Raw genomic sequence first — 16760 nt, forward strand, 5'->3', positions numbered from 1 at the left:
AATATAAATAATTCATGCTCTGTCAAAAGGGCTCAGATTTTTTTCGACAATGCGCCGGGGCCGCTGTTATACTATGCGTTAATAATTGTCGAGGAGATACCGCTATGCTGAGGACAATAAGAAAGCTGATAAAAGAAGGAGAAGGCTTCACCGTTGAATTCAAAAAATGCAAAGATTCTTTGCCGTCGAGCGTGTTTGAAACAATATGCGCGTTCCTCAACAGACATGGCGGAGACATCCTGCTCGGCGTCGACGACGGCGGTAACGTTACCGGAGTAAAGGATGAGGCGATCGAACAGATTAAGAAAGATTTCGCCAGTTCAGTCAACAATAAACAAAAACTGAGCCCTACGTTTTACATCAATCTCGACGCTTATAAACTGAACGGGAAGTATATACTGCACACACATATCCCGGAAAGTTCGCAGGTACATAGATGCTGTGGACGCATTTACGACAGGAACGAGGACGGGGACTTCGATATCACGGATAATACCGCTCTCGTCTCCGAAATGTACATCAGAAAAAACAATACTTACACCGAAAATAGGATTTTCCCTTTTGCGGAGATGTCCGACCTTCGCAAAGACCTTATAGCCAGAGCAAGAATCACGGCGGTCAACGCGCGTGGCGGCGGGCATCCGTGGGCTCTGATGTCTGACGAGGAGCTGTTGAAAAGCGCGAGCCTGATAAGCAAAGACATGACGACGGGCAAATCAGGAATAACTCTCGCGTGTATCCTGCTTTTCGGCAAAGACGAGACCATTATGAACGCTCTTCCGCACCACAGAACGGACGCTATTATGCGCAGAAAGGACTTGGACCGGTACGACGACAGAGACGATATCCGCACAAATCTACTGGAAAGCTACGACAGGCTGTGCGCGTTTGCGGCAAAACATCTCAACGACGCATTCAGTCTGGAAGGGACGATAAGGATCAGCGTCAGGGATAAGATTATGCGAGAGCTTGTCGCCAACTGTCTGATACATAGGGAATATTCAAACGCGTTTCCGGCGAAACTCATTATCGAAAAAGACAGGGTATATACCGAAAACGCCAACAAACCCATCAGGACAGGACGCATAGATATCCGGGATTATACCCCGTATCCAAAGAATCCTGTGATCGCACGTGTTTTTAAGGAAATGGGTTATGCCGACGAACTAGGGTCGGGCATTAGAAATATTGTCAAATATACAAAAATATATGCGGATACCGAACCCGTTTTTGAAGAAGGAGATATTTTCAGAACGTATATTTTCATCAATGAGCGCCTTTCCGCGGCCGACGATAATACGGGACGGCCGCTTGAGACGGAAAGCGAGCCCAAGATGAGGCCCAAGACCGAGCCCAAGATAAGGCCCAAGACAGAGCCCAAGATGAGGCCCAAGACAGAGGCGGTAACAACGGAAGAAATTATTCTTGCCCTGCGCGAGCGTACAGACGCAAGCAAGCGCGAAATCGCGGAAATGCTGGGACAAAAGAGTATTTCCGGTTCATTGAAAAAAAGTATGGCGTCGCTGCTGAAGGAAGGGCTGATAGAGCCGACTATACCGGATAAACCGAGAAGCCGTTATCAGCGTTACAGAATGACGAAAAAGGGATTGGAGCGCTCGAAGTCTGCCGGCTAAGCGCACTCGGCGAATAAGGCGGGCAGTCTGTCAGTCTCAGCCGGCAGAACTGGGCAGACGTTACCTTCCCGCCAGGCTTGACAGATCGAATATCGGGAGCAGCACCGCTACTACTACGAAGCCTACGAGAAGCCCCATGACCAAGATGATCAGGGGCTCGGCGAGGGTGGCCCATTTCTGCATGGAGGTCTGGGCGTATTCCCAGCAGCCGGCGCCTAGGCGTTCGGCGGTTTCTGGGAGGCTCGCGCCGGCTTCGCCTACCCGGATGACGGTGGTTATCTCTTCGGGGAAGGAGCCTTCTTTTTCGAGCGCCTGCGAGAAGCGGTAACCTTCTTTTATGTAGCCCGCGACGGTCGAGAGGCGGCCTTTCACGGGGTCGAGCGGCTCGGTCAGCTTGAGCGCCTGCACTAGCGGGATGCCGGCGCGCAGGAGCGTGCCGGTCTGGCTGAAAATCAGCGCGAAGGTCAGATTTTCGCGCGCCTCGCGGAAGAAGGGCAATGCGATTTTTTTATTGCGGCGGCGCATCCAGAGCGCGAGCAGCGCGACGGCGGCGGCGAAGGGGACGACTCCCACGCGGACTGCGTGCGAGACGAAGATGAGCGCTTTCGTAATAAACGGCAGCTCCGCGCCCGATTCTATGACGAGCGCCGTGAGGCGCGGAACTACGAAGCTCAGCAGGAATACGACGACGCCGAGGCCGACGAGGAGCATGAGCATCGGATATGTTAGCGCCGTCTGTATCTTGCGGCGCAGCGAGATTTCGTTTTGCAGCAGTTCTCCGGCTTTTTCCAGAATTTCTCCTAGCGACGCCGATTTTTCGCCGGACTCGACCATTCCGACGAGTCCCGGGCGGAAGACACCGAGAGCTGTCATCGACGCGGCGAGCGAGCGTCCGCCTTCGACAGATTCGCGCAGCTCGGTGTATACCGGCTTCAGGTTTTTGCCGCGCGTCTGCTTTTGCAGCAGCTTCAAGACTTCCGTCAGAGAGAGGCCGCTGCGCATGAAGGACGAGAGAGTAGCGCAGAACAGGCGCTGCTCCTCGAGCGAGAGCTTTTTGCGGCGGCTTCCGCCGGCGAAGCTCCACGCGCGCGCTTTTTCCTCTTTTACAGAGACGACGGCGCAGCGTTCGGACTCGAGCTCGCGCAGCAGGTCGTTCTCGCTCGCGGCTTCGCGGCGCAGTATCTTGCGCGCGCCCTCCTGCGTGTAGACTTCTGCGCGGTAGAGCGGCACGGCTAGACCTCGCCGACGACGCGCAGCATTTCCTCGGGCGTCGTCTCGCCGTTCTTGACGGCCTTGAGGCCGAGTTCGAGCAGCGTGGAGAATCCGCCTTTGCGCGCGAGTTCGCGAAGCTCGTGCGGCTGAGCGCCGCGCGCTATCGCCTCCTGTATCTCGGGCGTGACGTCGAACTGCTCGTAGAGGCCGAAGCGTCCGCGGTAGCCGGTGCCGCCGCATTTTTCGCAGCCACGTCCGCGCCACGCGTGCTTGACGCCGTTTTTGCGGACGACGCCGGTCGTGTCGAACTTTTCGCGGCAGTGCGGGCAGACGCGGCGCACTAGGCGCTGCGCTACGACGCCGAGCAGCGAGCCCGCGACTAGGTAGGGCTCTATGCCCATGTCGGTGAGGCGCGTTACGGCGCTGACGGAGTCGTTCGTGTGGAGCGTCGAGAAGACGAGGTGGCCCGTGAGCGAAGCCTGTATGCCTATATGCGCGGTGTCGAAGTCGCGCATTTCGCCTATCATTATTATGTCGGGGTCCTGGCGCAGAATGGAGCGCAGCGTCCCCGCGAAGGTGAGGCCGGCCTTTTCGTTGACCTGCACCTGACCGACGCCCGGGAGGTCGTATTCTATCGGGTCTTCGACCGTGATGACGTTTACTTCGGGGCGCGCGAGCGCCTGCAATATCGCGTAGAGGCTGGTGCTTTTGCCGGAGCCGGTCGGCCCGGTGAAGAGTATCATGCCGTTGGGGCGGCGGATGAGCCGTTCGAGGCGCTCGCGCTCGCTTTCCTTCATTCCTAAATCTTCGAGCGTGAGCAGGCCGCGCGCCTTGTCGAGAAGTCTCAGCACGAGCCGCTCGCCGTGCTGCGTCGGCAGCGAGCTGACGCGGATGTCCACGAGCCTGTCGCCGAGGCTTATTCCTATGCGTCCGTCCTGCGGCACGAAGCGTTCCGCTATGTCCATGTTCGCCATGACTTTTATGCGGCTCGTCACGGGGGCCTGGTGGCCCTTCGAGAGCGAGTATTTGTCCGTGAGCACGCCGTCTATGCGGTAGCGCACGGCGACGCGGTCCTCGTACGGCTCGATGTGTATGTCGGTGGCGCGCTCGCGCAGCGATTCCATCAGTATGCCGTTGACTAGGCGGACGACGGGCGCGTCAACGCTGTCGCTCATTACCTCCTGGCGCGCGAGCTCGGAGAGGTCGTCCACCTCTTCTATCGCGTTGAGGGTCTCCTGCCCGACGCCGCTCTTTATGTCGTAGAGCGCGCGTATCAGGCTTTGTATCTCGGCGGGCGGGCAGAGCGTCTCCGCAAGGCGCGCGCCCGTGGCCGCGGCGAGGAGCTGCGCGTCCGGCGTCGCCGCGTAGTCGGAGACGGCGACGGTCATCACGCCGCCCTCGAGCGCGAGCGGGACGATGCACCTGTCGCGCAGCGCGTCTAGGCTCACGCCCTCCGGTATGAGGGCGATTATTTTTTCCGGCGTTATGTCGAAGTCCTTTATCGAGCGCGCGGGCATTTTATTTCTTCGGCGCTTCCGTCTGTTCCGTAACGTCGCCCGACTGCGGCGCGTAGATCAGCCCCTTCGGGTCGAGCATCTCGCGCGTCACGCCTTCTTTGCGCGTCGCCTTCTGATAGTCGCTGTTGTTGCGCTGTATCAGTATGCGCTCGGCTTCGCTGAGCTCCTGGCCGTTGCGGATGATATTGTCGGTGACTTTCGAAGCGTGCTCCGGCGTCTCGATTATGTACGGCGTGAGGAATATCATGAGGTCCACCTTCTCGCGCTGTTTTTCCGTCGATTTGAAGAGGTTGCCGACGAGCGGTATATAGGAGAAGAAGGGCACGCGGTTCTTGAGCTCCTTCTCGGCCTCGCGGATGAGGCCGCCTATTATGACGGTCTGCCCGTTGGCGACGAGGACGGTGGTCTTGACCTCGCGCTTCGATGTTATCGGCGTGGCATTGTTCGTCGTCGTCTGGAGTTCCTCTATGCGCTGCTCTATCTCGAGCGCGACGAGGTTGCCGCTCCTGATGTGAGGCGTGACGTTGAGGATGAGGCCGACGTCCTTGTATTCGTAGCTGTTGGTGACGGAGTCGGTGTTGGTCTGGTTCGTGAGGCTGCCGGTGAGCTGCGGGATGACCTGCCCGACCTGGAGCGAGCTTTCGAGGTTGTCGGTGCAGAGCAGCCGCGGCATGGAAAGTACGTTTATCGCGTCGAAGCGGTTGAGCAGGCGGATGTAGGCGTACATGAGGCCCGCGCCCTGGGTGTTGGTGAGAGTGTTATTCCCCATATAATTGCCCTGATTGTCATACAAGGGGACGTTTTCCTCTTGCGTTATTAAGCTTTGATAGAGAGACATAACATCTCCAGGGACGGCTGTATTTCCGAGTTGTACGTTTCCAGCCACCACAGCGTCGCCCATTATATCGCCGCCCCACGCCGCCCAGTCGATGCCGGCGCTGTTGAGCTTGTTGAGGCTGACCTCTGCGATGAGGCCGCGCAGCATGACCTGCTTCGGCTGAGTGTCGAGCTGTTCCAGTATGGACTTGAGCGAGTTGTACTGCTCCTGCGAAGCCGTGAATATGAGGCTGTTTGTCGGAAGGTCGGGGACGACCGTCGAGGGCATCGCGCCCTCCTTGTCGGGCGAGAGCTTCGCCGCGGTCGCGAGTATCTGCGAGAGCTGCTCCGCGACTGATTTCGCGTCGGCGTTGTGCAGCTTGTAGACGTGGAAGTTTTCGGTGCGCGAGGGCAGGTCGAGCTCTTTTATCACGCGCTCGGCCTCGCGGATGTTCTGCGACGTGCCTATTACGACTATGCGGCCCGTGCGCTCGTCGGCGACCGCCATGAGACCGGCGAGCTTCGACGAGGCGTCCTTGCCCATCGCGTTCATCTGCGCCTCGAGCAGCTTCGCGTTCGCGTAGGAGAGCGGGACGACCTTTATCACGCGGATGCTGTCGGGCGCGTCGAGCGCGCGGATTATGCCGACGGCGCGGTTCAGCGCAGAGGCTTTGCCGACGAGCATGACGGAGCTGCCGTTGCCGACCGGCGATACCTGCACGTCCTTCATCGCGGTCTTGAGCGGCGCGACGACGTAGCCTGCCTTGACGTAGTTGAGCGGCACGACCTGCACTATGACGGCGTCGCTCGGCCCTACGCTGCGGTCGCTCTTGACGACGTAGCCGGTGGTGACCGCGCCGCCAGACGAGGGCGTGACCTTAGAGTAGCCGTCCATCTGCTCGAGCGTGAGGTTGTTCATCTCGAGCACGGAGAGCATGACCTCGCGCGCCTCGTTGAGCGTGACGGCCTTCGGCGAGACGACTGAGACGGTGCCCGATATGCCGGGGTCTACGAGTATGTTTTCGCCGAGAAGCTCGGACATGAAGCGGAGGAATTTGACGATTTCCACATCTTTGAAGTTGAGCTGAACGCGGCCCGAGGCGCGCATCTCGTTCGCCGCCTTCATGAGGTTCAGCTCTTCCTGGTCGGGCTCCGCCGCTCGCGCGGCTGGGCAGGCCGCGAGTGAAAGCGCGGCGGCCGCGAATAATATATAAAGCAATCTTTTTCTGACCCTCATATCAGTCACTCCCGCTTTTTCGATAAATTTCTATGCCGAAGCCCCGCGCCGGGGCCGCCGTCAGTCGTTTTCTCCGTTTTCGGAACTTTCTCCGGAGGACGCGCTCTGAGCCTCGAGCCTGTCTTTGCGCGCGTCCTCTTCGGATTCGAGGTAGACGGTCATGCGGTTGTCCTTCGCGTCGCGCACGACCAGCTCGCGCCATTTAACGAGCACCGTCTCAGAAACGTCGCCGGAGCGCCCCGTGCCGTCGAAATCCAGCCCTTCGAGGTCGAGCCGTCCGAAATCCTCGCCGAACAGCTCCGTCTCCTTTTCCTCAGTCTCCCAGCGTAGGTCGCCGCTCGTGCCGCGCTCGTCGAGTACTCCGGTCAGCACGCCTATCTCTATCTCGCGAGCGCCGTCGAGCAGCTTCTCCCTCTCGCTCACAGCGGCGAGCGTGTTCTGCGAGAGGATGACGAGCTTGAGCGCCGCCGTGCCGACCGTTGCGAGTATCACGACCGCGACGAGCACCTCGAGCAGAGTGAATCCGCCGCGCTTCACGCCGCTACTTCACCTGATAGCGCAGCTCGACGGGCTTTCCGCCACGAAGCACGGTCACGTCGAAGCGGCTGCCAGCGATGAGCGAGTTCAGCGCGTTCGAGGCGTCCGCGACGTTCGTGATGTTGACGCCGTTTATAGCGCTTATCACGTCGCCCTGCGCCACGCCGACGCGCGCGAGGACGCTGTCGGGGGCGAGGCTCTCGAGCTTCATCCCCGAGGCGTCGGGCGTAGGTATCATGCGCACCTTCGCAAGCTCGTCGTAGGGGTTCATCAGCAGAGCGTCCACAAGCTCGCGCGGCACGGCCCCCTCCTGCCCCTCCGAGGCCGGTTCAAGCCCCGAGAAGTCGAGCTCCTGCTTCTCGGGCGCGCGCGTCTCGGTCCTGCGCTGCGGCGGATTGCCGCGCCTCGTGCGGCGGCGGCTGTTCAGCCGCGAGTCGTCCGGGGAGCCGCAGCCCGAAAGCAGCAGATATATCGGATGCCCGCTCGTCCCGTCGGAGAGCGTCGCTTCGCTGTATTTGACATCCGAGAGCGTGAAGCCCTCTATTTTCTGTCCGGTAAGCACGAGCCGCGTCTGTCCGCCCGTCTCTATCCACGCGCCGATCCCGGGCAGGGTGCCGCGCAGAGCGAAGGATTTGAGCGCCTCGGGCGTGGCTTTGACCGCGCCGCCCGCTTCGTCCTCCTTCACGGCGCGCACGTCGGCCTTGAAGGGGTTCGCCTCGGCGAACGACTCCGCGCCTCCAGTGCGTCCCGCGTTGGCGAAGGACGGGGCGCGGCGGCCGACTGCGCGAGCCGCGGCCGTGTCCGCGCCGAGCGCGGCGGACATCAATGCACTCTCGATAAAGGCGCACGCTATGTAGCCGGCGAAAAGCCCCGCAGCGAGCGCCGCGAGCGTGAGCACGCGCGGCGAGAGTACCGCGCCGCCCTGCGGCGCTGCGGCCTTCGCCGCCTCCGAGACGCCCGCGCGCGACACGAGAGCGCGCACGCGCCGCGGCAGTTCCGCGAATCTTCCGGCGAAGCGGCGGCTCATCTCTCTATCCTCCATTCGCCCTCTTTTATCTTTTTGAGCGGAAGCATGTTCGCCGTCCTAAGCATTTCGAGCATCCTGTCGAGCTCAGGCGGCACGCTGACGAGCAAGCGGGCGCGCGCTATGCGCATGGAGCCCAGCGATATCTCCGCCGAGCCGGAAATCGAGGAAGGGCCGGTGAACGATATGTTCTCCAGCATCACGGCCCGCGGCGTTACGCGCACGTCGGCCTCGCCGCGGTTCCACTCGACCGCCTGGCGCGTCACGGGGACGAGGCTGCCACGCCCGAAGGTCAGGCGCGCGCTCTTTTCCTCCGAGAACAGCGACGAAAGTATATCAGGCGCGACGTATAGCTCGCGCACGCTAAGCCGCGCGGCCGGAAGGTCTGCCCCGACGCCGGAGTAGGAAAAAGTTTTCGAAAAAAGACCCGATACGTCCGAGGACGAGGCGGTCAGATAGACGCCGCGCGAGGCCGCCTCACGCGCCGCAAGCGCGAAGAGCGACGAGCCGAGCGTCCGCCACGGGAAGAAAATAAAAATTCCGACTATCAGCCCCGCGATAGCAACGGCGGCGAGGCGGAGATTTTTTTTCATTGCGCCTCCCCCTCTATCGTCAGCGTCACGTTGAGCAGCCGTCCGTCGCGCCGCGCTTCGAGCGCACGCACCTCGGCGGTCTTTACCGTCAGGCCGTTCCCGCGTATTTCCGCCGCAAGGGATTGAAACTCGTCTGGATAAAGCCGGTTGACCTGAAGCGCGAGCCCCGCCGGAGAGGACGAGAGTTGCGCGACCTTCGGCTGAAGGCCGGTCTTGTCGAGTATCGCGGATACGGCGGTAAGAGGCTCTTCCGCGGACACGACGCTGCGCTCGGGATACGAACGCAGCTCGGAGGCCGCGCGCAGCACCTGCTCCGCCTCGCGCAGGCGCGAAGCGTTCTCGCCTTTAGCCGAGAGCGCCGAGACGAACGCGACGGCGAAAGCGAGCCACACCGCGGCGGCTATCAGAGCCGAGCGCCGCAGCCGCGCAAATTCCGGCGCGCCGCGTATCTCGTCGAGATTCAGATTCATCTGTCGCGCCCCCCTTCCGAAAGCTGGAAGGTGAAGCGCATGCCGCCGCCCGGTATCTGCTGCACATCGCCGAGACGGACGGAAAATCCGTTTTTGGAGAGCTCGCCGCGCAGCGTCTGTATGTCCTCGGTCTTCTGCGCGCGGCCTTCAAGTTCCGTGCGCTCCGCGCCGTAGCGCAGAGCGTCGAGGCGCGTCCCCTCGGGCGCGGATTTCCACGCCGCGGCTACGCCCGCAAGCACGCCGTCGAAGGAGAGCTGTACGCCGCCGCCCGAGACTGCGCGAAGTCGCCGCGTGACGGAGGTCAGAGGCGCGCGGCTTTCTTCGCCGAGCGCCGCGGAGTATATTTTTGAAGGAGACGATGCGAACGAATCCTTAGCGTATAAATTCTGCGCGAGAAGCGCGAGCGACAGGACGAGGCAGAAAAGCCCGACGGCGGTCGCAGCGCGCAGTCCGGAAAAAGCCGAGGCGAAGAAGCTCTCGCGGCGTTCCGCCGCGGTCGCGCCGCTGTTTGAGAAGTCGAGAGCGGCTATCGAGGGGGCCGCCGCGAATGTCGCGTTTCCTGCGCGCTGAAGCTCAGCGCTGGAAATCGCATCCGCGTCGAATATCCTGACCTTCTCCGCCTCTATCGCGCCGCCCGACGACTGCGCGTAGGAACGCATCCAGCGAGCGGCCTCCTCTGGGGAGCATTCATCGTCCGAGAAGCAGCGGTAGAGCTTCGGCTCGTAGTCCTCGGCCCACAGCGCGCAGGAACAGCCGTCCTCGCGCCAGACGGCGAGGCCGCTTCCGCCCACCTCGGAGAGCATGACGAGCGGCGCGGGCACGAAGGCCGCCCCCTCGCCGAGAATTTTTTCGTAATGTTCTATCTCCTCGCGCGACGCGAACCACGCCGCTCCGCGCGTCGAAGACGAGCTCTGCTCCGTCACCTGCGGCGTCATCGAAAGCGCCGCGCGAGCGCCCGTCAGAGCGCGGAATTTCAGCTCCAGCGCGTTCCGCAGCCCGGCGCGCCGCCCGAACGGGAAAGCGAACGGATACGCCGCCGCCGTCTTAAACGGCACGCAGCAGACGCGCCGTTCTCCGGGCGAAAGAGGAGCCTCCTCCATCATACGGGCCGTATAAAAGGCGGCTTTTCCGTTAAGCCGCGGCCCCTCCGCGGGAATGAGCGAATGCAGCTTTTCGTTAAGCTTCTTAAACAACGGCCTTCCCACACCCCCAGCAGGCTATTCTTCCCATCTGTAAACGCCGGCGCCGCCGCGTTCGACGGTCGCCCTGTAATTCCTGACGTTCCCCGCCTCGTCGGAGACTCTGACGCTGAGCAGGAAACGGTCGCTTTCAAAGCCGATAATATTCGCGAGCTTCGTCGCCAGCGCCGCCGGAAAGCCCGGGACGGCGCGCAGCCCGTCCATGTCGCGGATCGGGTTCACGAGGCGGTAGGCCGCGATGCTGCGCGCGTGCGAGAGCGTCAGCGTATCGTCAAGCACCGCCAGCACCTCGGGCGCGGCGACGTTGACGTTGAGCTTCTCGCCTCCGTCCGCCGTAACGTAGGCGGCGAGGCCGGGCGCGTCCTCCGTGCCCCACAGCACGCCGTCCGTTATCTCCGGCATCGCGCGAAGCTCGCTCAAATCCGAAATCATACGGTTGATGTTGATATCGCGCTCCGCGCCGCCGAGCTTTTGATCCGTGTCCGAATCTATAAAGTCGATGACCTCCCGCGCCAGGCGCGGCTGTCCGAGCTCCTCCCATATATTCTCCCATGCGGCCTCGTACTCCGAACGGAGCGTGACGCCGTCGGGCAAAAGGAGCGCGTTTATCGCTATTTTATCATTTAACGGACGTATTTGTACTTCCACGGTGAATTCTCCGATTTCCAATTTTACGTGTTCGTAAGGGTCGTACAGCTTTTCCGTCGGGCCGTCCCAGCCGTTGGAATCCGCGTCAATCCTTCGGCTCATAACCTTCACGGCTATCTCGGCGGCTCCGCGGAAGCGGTATATCCTCTCGCGCGACGCCTCGGCCATCGACTGAGCGCGCGCGAACCACGCGAAGGCGGTCGCCGCAGTCAGCAGCGTAGCGGCGGCGAGCATCACGGAGACCAGGATGAAGCCGCTACTTCGCCGCACCCGCGAACCTCTCCGTGCACACGTAGGAGCCGTCGTCTTTCAGCACCAGCTCCGCGCGCAGTATCTCCGGCAGACCGCCCTCGTAGCTCTCGCGCTTCCACTCGCCGCCCTTCGGGAAGTAGAAGCGCAGGCCGCGCGCGTCGGGCAGCAGTAGCTCGCCGTCTTTCGCCTCGAGGTCGTCCGGGTCTATCTCCATAGGCTCCGGCACGTCGTCGGACTCCGCGCCGAATATGTCGCCTGAGCTCGCGTGCAGCGACGGCTGCCCGCATATCACCCAGCGGTAGAGGCCGGGCTCGCCGTCGCTGAATGAATCCTCCGGCAGCACGCGGTAGACGACGACGCCCGCGCTGCGTCCCTCGTAGGCCGGCGAGAGGCTCCACACCATCAGCCTGTCGTCCGCGTCGTTGCCGAGGCTCTCTTCGTGTATTACTTTGACGGATTGAAACGAAGGGTTGTGAAGCGCCATGCGGAGGTCGCGGTACATCGCGTCCGCCGCGTCGCGGGCGTTGTGGCGCGCGCCCCAGCGCGACTGCGCCTCCTCGAGCGAACGCACCGTCAGTACGAGCGGGGCGAGGGCCGCCGCCGCGATTATCCCGACGAGGCCGACGACCAAAAGTATCTCGATCAGCGTGAAGCCGCGCGCGCGCTTACTTTTCATCGTCCGCCGCGCCGCCGCCCGAACGCGGGGTCGGGCGAAGATATGTCGAAAGCTCGCCGAGCATGGCGAGGTCCTTCGTCTCGCGCGCATAACGCAGAAGCTCGACGAGCTGCTTCGCCTGCGGCTTCGTCCTGAAGCTTCGGTAAAGCTGCTCTATGCCGGCGCGCTCGTCCTCGGGGCGCCCGGTCGCCTCCGCGACCGCGAGCAGATGGTAGGCGAGCCGCTCTCCGGCATCGTCTCGCTCCATCAGGCTCTTTGCGGCCTCGTCTATGAAGGCGCGCTGAAGCTCCGCGTTCTTCGTCAGAGTCGCGGCGCGCAGGCACTTGTCGGCGACGCAGCCCGAATAGAAAAACGCCAGCCCCGCGGCGGCGACTGCGGCGGCGAACGCGCCGAAGAGCCGGGCGGCGAGGCCGTCGGGCATCGATCCGCGCGGCTCGCCGTCGAAGAGCGTCCTGTTCGCCCACGCGAAAGCGAGCGGCATCCATATCACGATTTCGATACGGTGGAACGGGCGGCTGAAAAGCGCGTCGAACCATATCAGAAAGAGCATCGCGCAGCCCCAGAGAGTGCCCGGCGGCAGCGGCCTCCGAAGCGCCAGCGCGCGCGCAAAGCCCGCGAGCCACCAGGCACCCGCCGCGAAGAGCGCCGCCGCGCCGAACAGTCCGAGCTCGGTGAGAAGCTGCAAATATTCGCTGTGCGCCCAGTATGTGAACTGCCATTTAAGCTCCGGGTGAGTCTTGAAGGCCTCGCGCTGTCCCTCGAGATAATGCCACTTATAGTGGCCGAGCCCGGTCCCGGCGAACGGGTGAAGCTTGAAGACGTTCCAGCTAGTTATCCAGATCTCGCGGCGCGCGCCGAAGTTCGAAGTGTTGAGCAGCATGTCGCTCGTCTTGTTGATGAGAGTGTAGGCGCGGCTCCAGCCGAAGTAAGCGGTGCCGATGTTAGCGGCGAGCATCAGAACGACTACGGCCGAGGCCGCGCCGACGCGCCGCAGCAGGACCAGGCACTCCCCGCGGCACCGGCAGACCGCGAGCGACAGGACGAGAGTCCCGGTGATGAGCGCGAGCATCCCCGCGCGCGTCGTCGAATTCCACAGCCCCCACGAGTTGAAGGCAAGCAGCGCAAGGTTGCCCCACGTCAGAAATTTGCGCCGCGCCCCCTCGTAGAGCGGCGAAGAGTAGACCATGTGGAGATATACCCCGTTCATCGCAGCCATCGCCATCCATAGGCCGAACATCTCCTGCTGTCCCGTGTTGCCTATGTAGTTGCCCGGCACGTTCATTATGAGCGGGCAGATGCCGTTCATATCCCGTATCAGAAGCTCGGCGAAGACGACGTTCACCGCCGCGTTGAGGTTCGCGAGCCACATGACGCGGCGCAGAGCCGTCTCGGAATCGAAGAGGTTGTAGCAAAAAACGTAGGCCGCGAACAGGACGGCGAAGAAGAACCATTCCTTGAAGTAGGTTGACCAGGCGAAGATGTCCGCCCAAAGCGGCTGTAATGATATAAAGGCGAGGAAGGCGAACCAGACGGCCCCGAAGAGGTCGAGGCGGAAGCCGGCGCGCTGCGGGCCGGAGAGCGCGAGCGTGACGCCGCCTATCAGCGAGATCGCGGCGACCGGCAGCATCGTGCAGGCCCATTTCATTATGTGCAGCGTGTCGAACCAGCCCGTGCCGGAGTATACGAGATTCGGAAGCGAGAGCGATACGAATATCAGCGGATAGAATATCCACAGCGGCACAAGCTCGCGCCGCCCTCCGCCGCCCGGAAGGAGCGACGGTGGGCGCACGGCTTTATCACGTTCGGATCTGTCCGCCGAAAATTTCATCTTTCGCCAGCGCAGCGGAGGACGGCTACATCGAAGCGCCGTAGACGTTCTCGAAGCGCGCGAATTCGCGGAAGAATACGAGGTCCACCTTGCCGGTCGGGCCGTTTCTGTTCTTCGCAACGATGACCTCGGCGGTAGCGTCCTGCGAGTCGTTCTCCTGCGCGTAGTAGGCCTCGCGGTAGAGGAAAAGGACCATGTCCGCGTCCTGCTCTATCGAGCCGCTTTCGCGAAGGTCGGAGAGCATCGGGCGCTTGTTGTTCTTGTCGCGCTTTTCAACGTCGCGCGAGAGCTGCGACAGAGCGATGACCGGCACGCGGAACTCGCGCGCAATGCTCTTGAGCGTGCGCGATATTTCCGAGACCTCCTGCGTGCGGTTCTCCATGTGCCGCGCGCCCTGCATAAGCTGGAGATAGTCGATTATGATGAGGCCGCGTCCTTCGCCGTGCTTCGCGAAGAAGCGGCGGCAGCGCCCGCGCAGTTCGAGAGTGTTCAGCGGAGAGCTGTCGTCGATGAAGATGGGGCTTTTCTCTATCTTCGCCGCGGCGCGCTTGAGGCTCTCCCACTGCTCGCTTTGCTGGCGGCGGCTCTCGAACAACTCGATGAGGTTCACCTTCGCCTCGGACGACAGCATTCTCTGAGCTATCTGCTCAGCCGACATTTCGAGGCTGAAGACGAGCACCGGGACGTTCTCCTCGCTCGCCGCGTACTGTCCTATGTTCAGGGCGAAGGCCGTCTTACCCATAGCGGGGCGCGCCGCTATGATGTAAAGCGCGCCCGGCTGAAGCCCCGCCGACATCCTGTCGAAGTCGGGAAAGCCTGTCGGCACTCCCGTTATCGCGAGGCCGCCCGCAAGGCGCTTCTCTATGTCGGACATCGCGGCTTTCAGCACGTCGTGCGTGGAGCGTATGTTCGTGGTGCGCCCGGTGCGCGAAATCTCGAAGACCTTCTGCTCCGCCGTCTCGAGGGCCTCGTCCACTTCGATCTCCTCGCTGAAGCCTATCTTCGATATGTCGCTGCCGACCGTTATCAGCGCGCGGTGGACGGCCTTGTCGCGGACGATGCCGGCGTGGTATTCGATGTTCGCCGTCGTCGTGACGGCCTCGGTGAGCGATGTGATGAACGAGAGTCCGCCCAGCGTCTTGACGAGGTCCTGCTTGGCGGCCTCGTCGCGGAAGGTCAGCGCGTCCACCGCGACGCTGCGTTCGGAGAGGGACTTGATTATCTCGAAGGCCTTCCTGTGGCGCGGGTCGTAGAAATCCTCGGCGGCGAGCATCTCGACCGCCGTATTGAGAGCCTCCGGGTCGAGCAGGCACGAGCCGAGCACCGCGCGTTCAGCCTCAAGGTTGAACGGCGGTATTCTCTCGGGCCCGGCTTGATTATCCAAAGCCTATTCAGTCTCCACTTTCAGCGTCATTTCGGCCTCTACACCAGGATAGAGCTTTATCCTGAAGGCGTAGCTTCCGGTCTGCTTGACAGAGTCGTCGAGCTTTATATCCTTTTTATCGACGGAGCTGCCGAACTGCGCCGCGAGCGCCTCGGCCACCTGAGCCGATGTGACGCTCCCGAAGAGCTTGCCGCCCTCCCCGGCGCTGGCCTTGACGGTCACGACCTTGCCGCCGAGCGTCTTCTTAAGCTCGAGGGCCGCCTTCTGGCGCTTGTCGTCTTTGGCTTTCTGCGTCTTCTGATTCTCCTGATACTCGCGTATCTTTCCGGGAGTGGCCTCGTCGGCGAGGCCGCGCCCCACGAGGAAGTTGCGTCCGTAGCCGTCTGAGACCTCTATAAGCTCTCCCTTTTTGCCGACTTTCGCGACATCCTGCTTAAGAATTACTTTCATATCTATTTCCCCCTTAGCTTGATACGCTTGCGCAAATCATACCATATGTCAAAAACTCCGGCCATCGACAGAACATACGAGACCGGCGCGAAAAAAATCCCGACGGCGACGGCGGCGCACCTGACCGCGCGGTTGACCCTGTAGGCCGACATGAAATACCACGCGAGCGAAAGGCCCTCTATAAGAAACACGCCGCGCAGCACCTCCATCATGTTGAGCGCGAGCATCTTATAAAGCGCGTCTTCGGGCATGGCCTTCGAGGCCATATCAAGGACGAGCGCCGCGAGCAGAGCCCAGAAGATATTCTTTGGGAAGCGCCAGCTCGCGAACGGCGGCAGCTTCGGCACGTTCAGCGACGCGTCTCGCCGCGCGTACAGCCGAGCGGCGAGATAGCCCGCTGCCGTGTCGCAGGCCGAGAACAATATCAGCATAGACGGCATGAGCATGCCGACCGTCTTCACCATATCGGCTGCATAGCTTCTTACGCTCTCCTGCGAGACCGAGACGCCGCCCTGCGACAGCGTGCCGGAGAGTGACGAGATGAACGCTTCGGCCGCCTCAGGCGTTATCATGAACGGATTGACGCCGGCCGCGTAGCGGAAGACTCCGATTAGAAAGAGCTTGACCGTCACGGACGCCGCGAGCGCGGCGAGAAAATAATCCGCGCCGTTTTTTGCGCGCAGCATCACGACGCCGGCGGCCATGCCGAGTATGGCGAACTCACAGACGTACAGCAGAGCCGAGACCTCGCCCATCGCCGCGAAGACGACGGCGGTCCCGGCCAGGGCGCCGGAAAGCGCGTGCCTTATCCCGGCGCGGCAGGTAAAGAGAAGAAAAGGAACAGGCGCGGCGAGAACGGTGAACGGAGAGAGGAACGCTATCTGCACTCCCGCCGCAAACATCGCGACGCTCGCCGCTATCCACGAAAAATATTCCAATATCAGTTTGCCTTTCACGTCAGACCCCCGCATGTCGCATATCAATAAAAAAGGAGAGCCGCAGGCTCTCCCGATATTATAACAGTTGAATTCGGTTTTTTAGTCCGAGGTAAAGGGCAGAAGCGCGATCAGCCTCGCGCGCTTGATGGCGCGGGTAAGCTGGCGCTGGTGCTTCGCGCAGGTGCCGGTCACGCGGCGCGGGATTATCTTGCTGCGCTCCGTTATATATCTCTTGAGCTTGTCGATCTCTTTGTAATCTATATGCTCCACCTTATCGACGCAGAAATGACATACCTTCGGCCTGCGTTTGCGGCGTTTGCGGTTGTAAGTGCCTTCCATCTGAAA

16 protein-coding genes are annotated in these 16760 nt (G+C 61.7%); 1 reads left to right on the forward strand and 15 read right to left on the reverse strand.

Features of this window, described 5'->3' with window-relative positions:
- The first annotated feature begins 104 nt into the window (after positions 1–104).
- Positions 105–1634, forward strand: coding sequence for an RNA-binding domain-containing protein (locus tag B5F39_RS06375; RefSeq protein WP_087365097.1), 1530 nt, complete (start codon positions 105–107; stop codon positions 1632–1634).
- 60 nt (positions 1635–1694) lie between these two features.
- On the opposite strand, the gene B5F39_RS06380 is transcribed toward B5F39_RS06375, so the two are convergent.
- From B5F39_RS06380 to rpsR, 15 genes are all read right to left on the reverse strand, one after another.
- A complete protein-coding gene (locus tag B5F39_RS06380) occupies positions 1695–2864 on the reverse strand; it encodes a type II secretion system F family protein (RefSeq protein ID WP_087365099.1) in 1170 nt (389 codons plus the stop codon).
- A 2-nt stretch (positions 2865–2866) separates the two neighbouring features.
- Positions 2867–4363: a GspE/PulE family protein gene (locus B5F39_RS06385; protein WP_087365101.1), complete on the reverse strand. Its 1497-nt coding sequence runs from the start codon at positions 4361–4363 to the stop codon at positions 2867–2869.
- 1 nt (position 4364) lies between these two features.
- A complete protein-coding gene (gene gspD, locus B5F39_RS06390; protein WP_087365104.1) occupies positions 4365–6416 on the reverse strand; it encodes a type II secretion system secretin GspD in 2052 nt (683 codons plus the stop codon).
- 60 nt (positions 6417–6476) lie between these two features.
- On the reverse strand, positions 6477–6953 hold the full coding sequence (locus B5F39_RS06395) for a prepilin-type N-terminal cleavage/methylation domain-containing protein (RefSeq protein WP_087365106.1): 477 nt from the start codon (positions 6951–6953) through the stop codon (positions 6477–6479).
- Positions 6954–6957: 4 nt separating this feature from the next.
- Complete coding sequence (gene gspC / locus B5F39_RS06400) at positions 6958–7995, reverse strand: type II secretion system protein GspC (protein ID WP_143330669.1); 1038 nt, start codon at positions 7993–7995, stop codon at positions 6958–6960.
- Positions 7977–8570 (reverse strand): type II secretion system protein GspN, encoded by a 594-nt coding sequence (gene gspN / locus B5F39_RS06405; RefSeq protein ID WP_087365110.1) that lies wholly within the window; start codon positions 8568–8570, stop codon positions 7977–7979. Before gspN ends, gspC begins: the two co-directional genes overlap by 19 nt.
- Positions 8567–9040 (reverse strand): type II secretion system protein GspM, encoded by a 474-nt coding sequence (gene gspM, locus B5F39_RS06410; protein WP_087365112.1) that lies wholly within the window; start codon positions 9038–9040, stop codon positions 8567–8569. Before gspM ends, gspN begins: the two co-directional genes overlap by 4 nt.
- Positions 9037–10233, reverse strand: coding sequence for a type II secretion system protein GspL (gspL, locus tag B5F39_RS06415; RefSeq protein ID WP_087365114.1), 1197 nt, complete (start codon positions 10231–10233; stop codon positions 9037–9039). Before gspL ends, gspM begins: the two co-directional genes overlap by 4 nt.
- Before the next feature lie 24 nt (positions 10234–10257).
- Positions 10258–11157 (reverse strand): type II secretion system protein GspK, encoded by a 900-nt coding sequence (locus B5F39_RS06420; protein ID WP_143330670.1) that lies wholly within the window; start codon positions 11155–11157, stop codon positions 10258–10260.
- Positions 11144–11815, reverse strand: a complete 672-nt coding sequence (locus tag B5F39_RS06425) for a type II secretion system protein (RefSeq protein WP_158095958.1) — start codon at positions 11813–11815, stop codon at positions 11144–11146. Before B5F39_RS06425 ends, B5F39_RS06420 begins: the two co-directional genes overlap by 14 nt.
- Entirely contained in the window at positions 11805–13604 is a 1800-nt protein-coding gene (locus tag B5F39_RS06430; protein WP_158095959.1) for an O-antigen ligase family protein, read from the reverse strand. Before B5F39_RS06430 ends, B5F39_RS06425 begins: the two co-directional genes overlap by 11 nt.
- Positions 13605–13668: 64 nt before the next feature.
- On the reverse strand, positions 13669–15027 hold the full coding sequence (gene dnaB / locus B5F39_RS06435; protein WP_087365122.1) for a replicative DNA helicase: 1359 nt from the start codon (positions 15025–15027) through the stop codon (positions 13669–13671).
- Positions 15028–15030: 3 nt separating this feature from the next.
- The gene (gene rplI, locus B5F39_RS06440) at positions 15031–15477 is read right to left on the reverse strand and encodes a 50S ribosomal protein L9 (protein WP_087365124.1); all 447 of its coding nucleotides are present in this window, start codon (positions 15475–15477) and stop codon (positions 15031–15033) included.
- 2 nt (positions 15478–15479) lie between these two features.
- Positions 15480–16433 (reverse strand): DUF2232 domain-containing protein, encoded by a 954-nt coding sequence (locus B5F39_RS06445; protein ID WP_158095960.1) that lies wholly within the window; start codon positions 16431–16433, stop codon positions 15480–15482.
- Positions 16434–16514: 81 nt separating this feature from the next.
- A complete protein-coding gene (gene rpsR / locus B5F39_RS06450; RefSeq protein WP_087365128.1) occupies positions 16515–16754 on the reverse strand; it encodes a 30S ribosomal protein S18 in 240 nt (79 codons plus the stop codon).
- Positions 16755–16760: the final 6 nt, after the last annotated feature.

Origin of the sequence: Cloacibacillus sp. An23, assembly GCF_002159945.1 — a bacterium.
Lineage (GTDB): Bacteria > Synergistota > Synergistia > Synergistales > Synergistaceae > Caccocola.

What these genes read in the sequence shown, in the direction of transcription:
- gspC (WP_143330669.1), bottom strand. Translation starts at nt 7,995, where the DNA reads ATGGAGGATAGAGAGATGAGCCGCCGCTTCGCCGGAAGATTCGCGGAA.
- gspD (WP_087365104.1), bottom strand. Translation starts at nt 6,416, where the DNA reads ATGAGGGTCAGAAAAAGATTGCTTTATATATTATTCGCGGCCGCCGCG.
- rpsR (WP_087365128.1), bottom strand. Translation starts at nt 16,754, where the DNA reads ATGGAAGGCACTTACAACCGCAAACGCCGCAAACGCAGGCCGAAGGTA.
- B5F39_RS06385 (WP_087365101.1), bottom strand. Translation starts at nt 4,363, where the DNA reads ATGCCCGCGCGCTCGATAAAGGACTTCGACATAACGCCGGAAAAAATA.
- gspN (WP_087365110.1), bottom strand. Translation starts at nt 8,570, where the DNA reads ATGAAAAAAAATCTCCGCCTCGCCGCCGTTGCTATCGCGGGGCTGATA.
- gspM (WP_087365112.1), bottom strand. Translation starts at nt 9,040, where the DNA reads ATGAATCTGAATCTCGACGAGATACGCGGCGCGCCGGAATTTGCGCGG.
- B5F39_RS06425 (WP_158095958.1), bottom strand. Translation starts at nt 11,815, where the DNA reads ATGAAAAGTAAGCGCGCGCGCGGCTTCACGCTGATCGAGATACTTTTG.
- B5F39_RS06375 (WP_087365097.1), top strand. Translation starts at nt 105, where the DNA reads ATGCTGAGGACAATAAGAAAGCTGATAAAAGAAGGAGAAGGCTTCACC.
- rplI (WP_087365124.1), bottom strand. Translation starts at nt 15,477, where the DNA reads ATGAAAGTAATTCTTAAGCAGGATGTCGCGAAAGTCGGCAAAAAGGGA.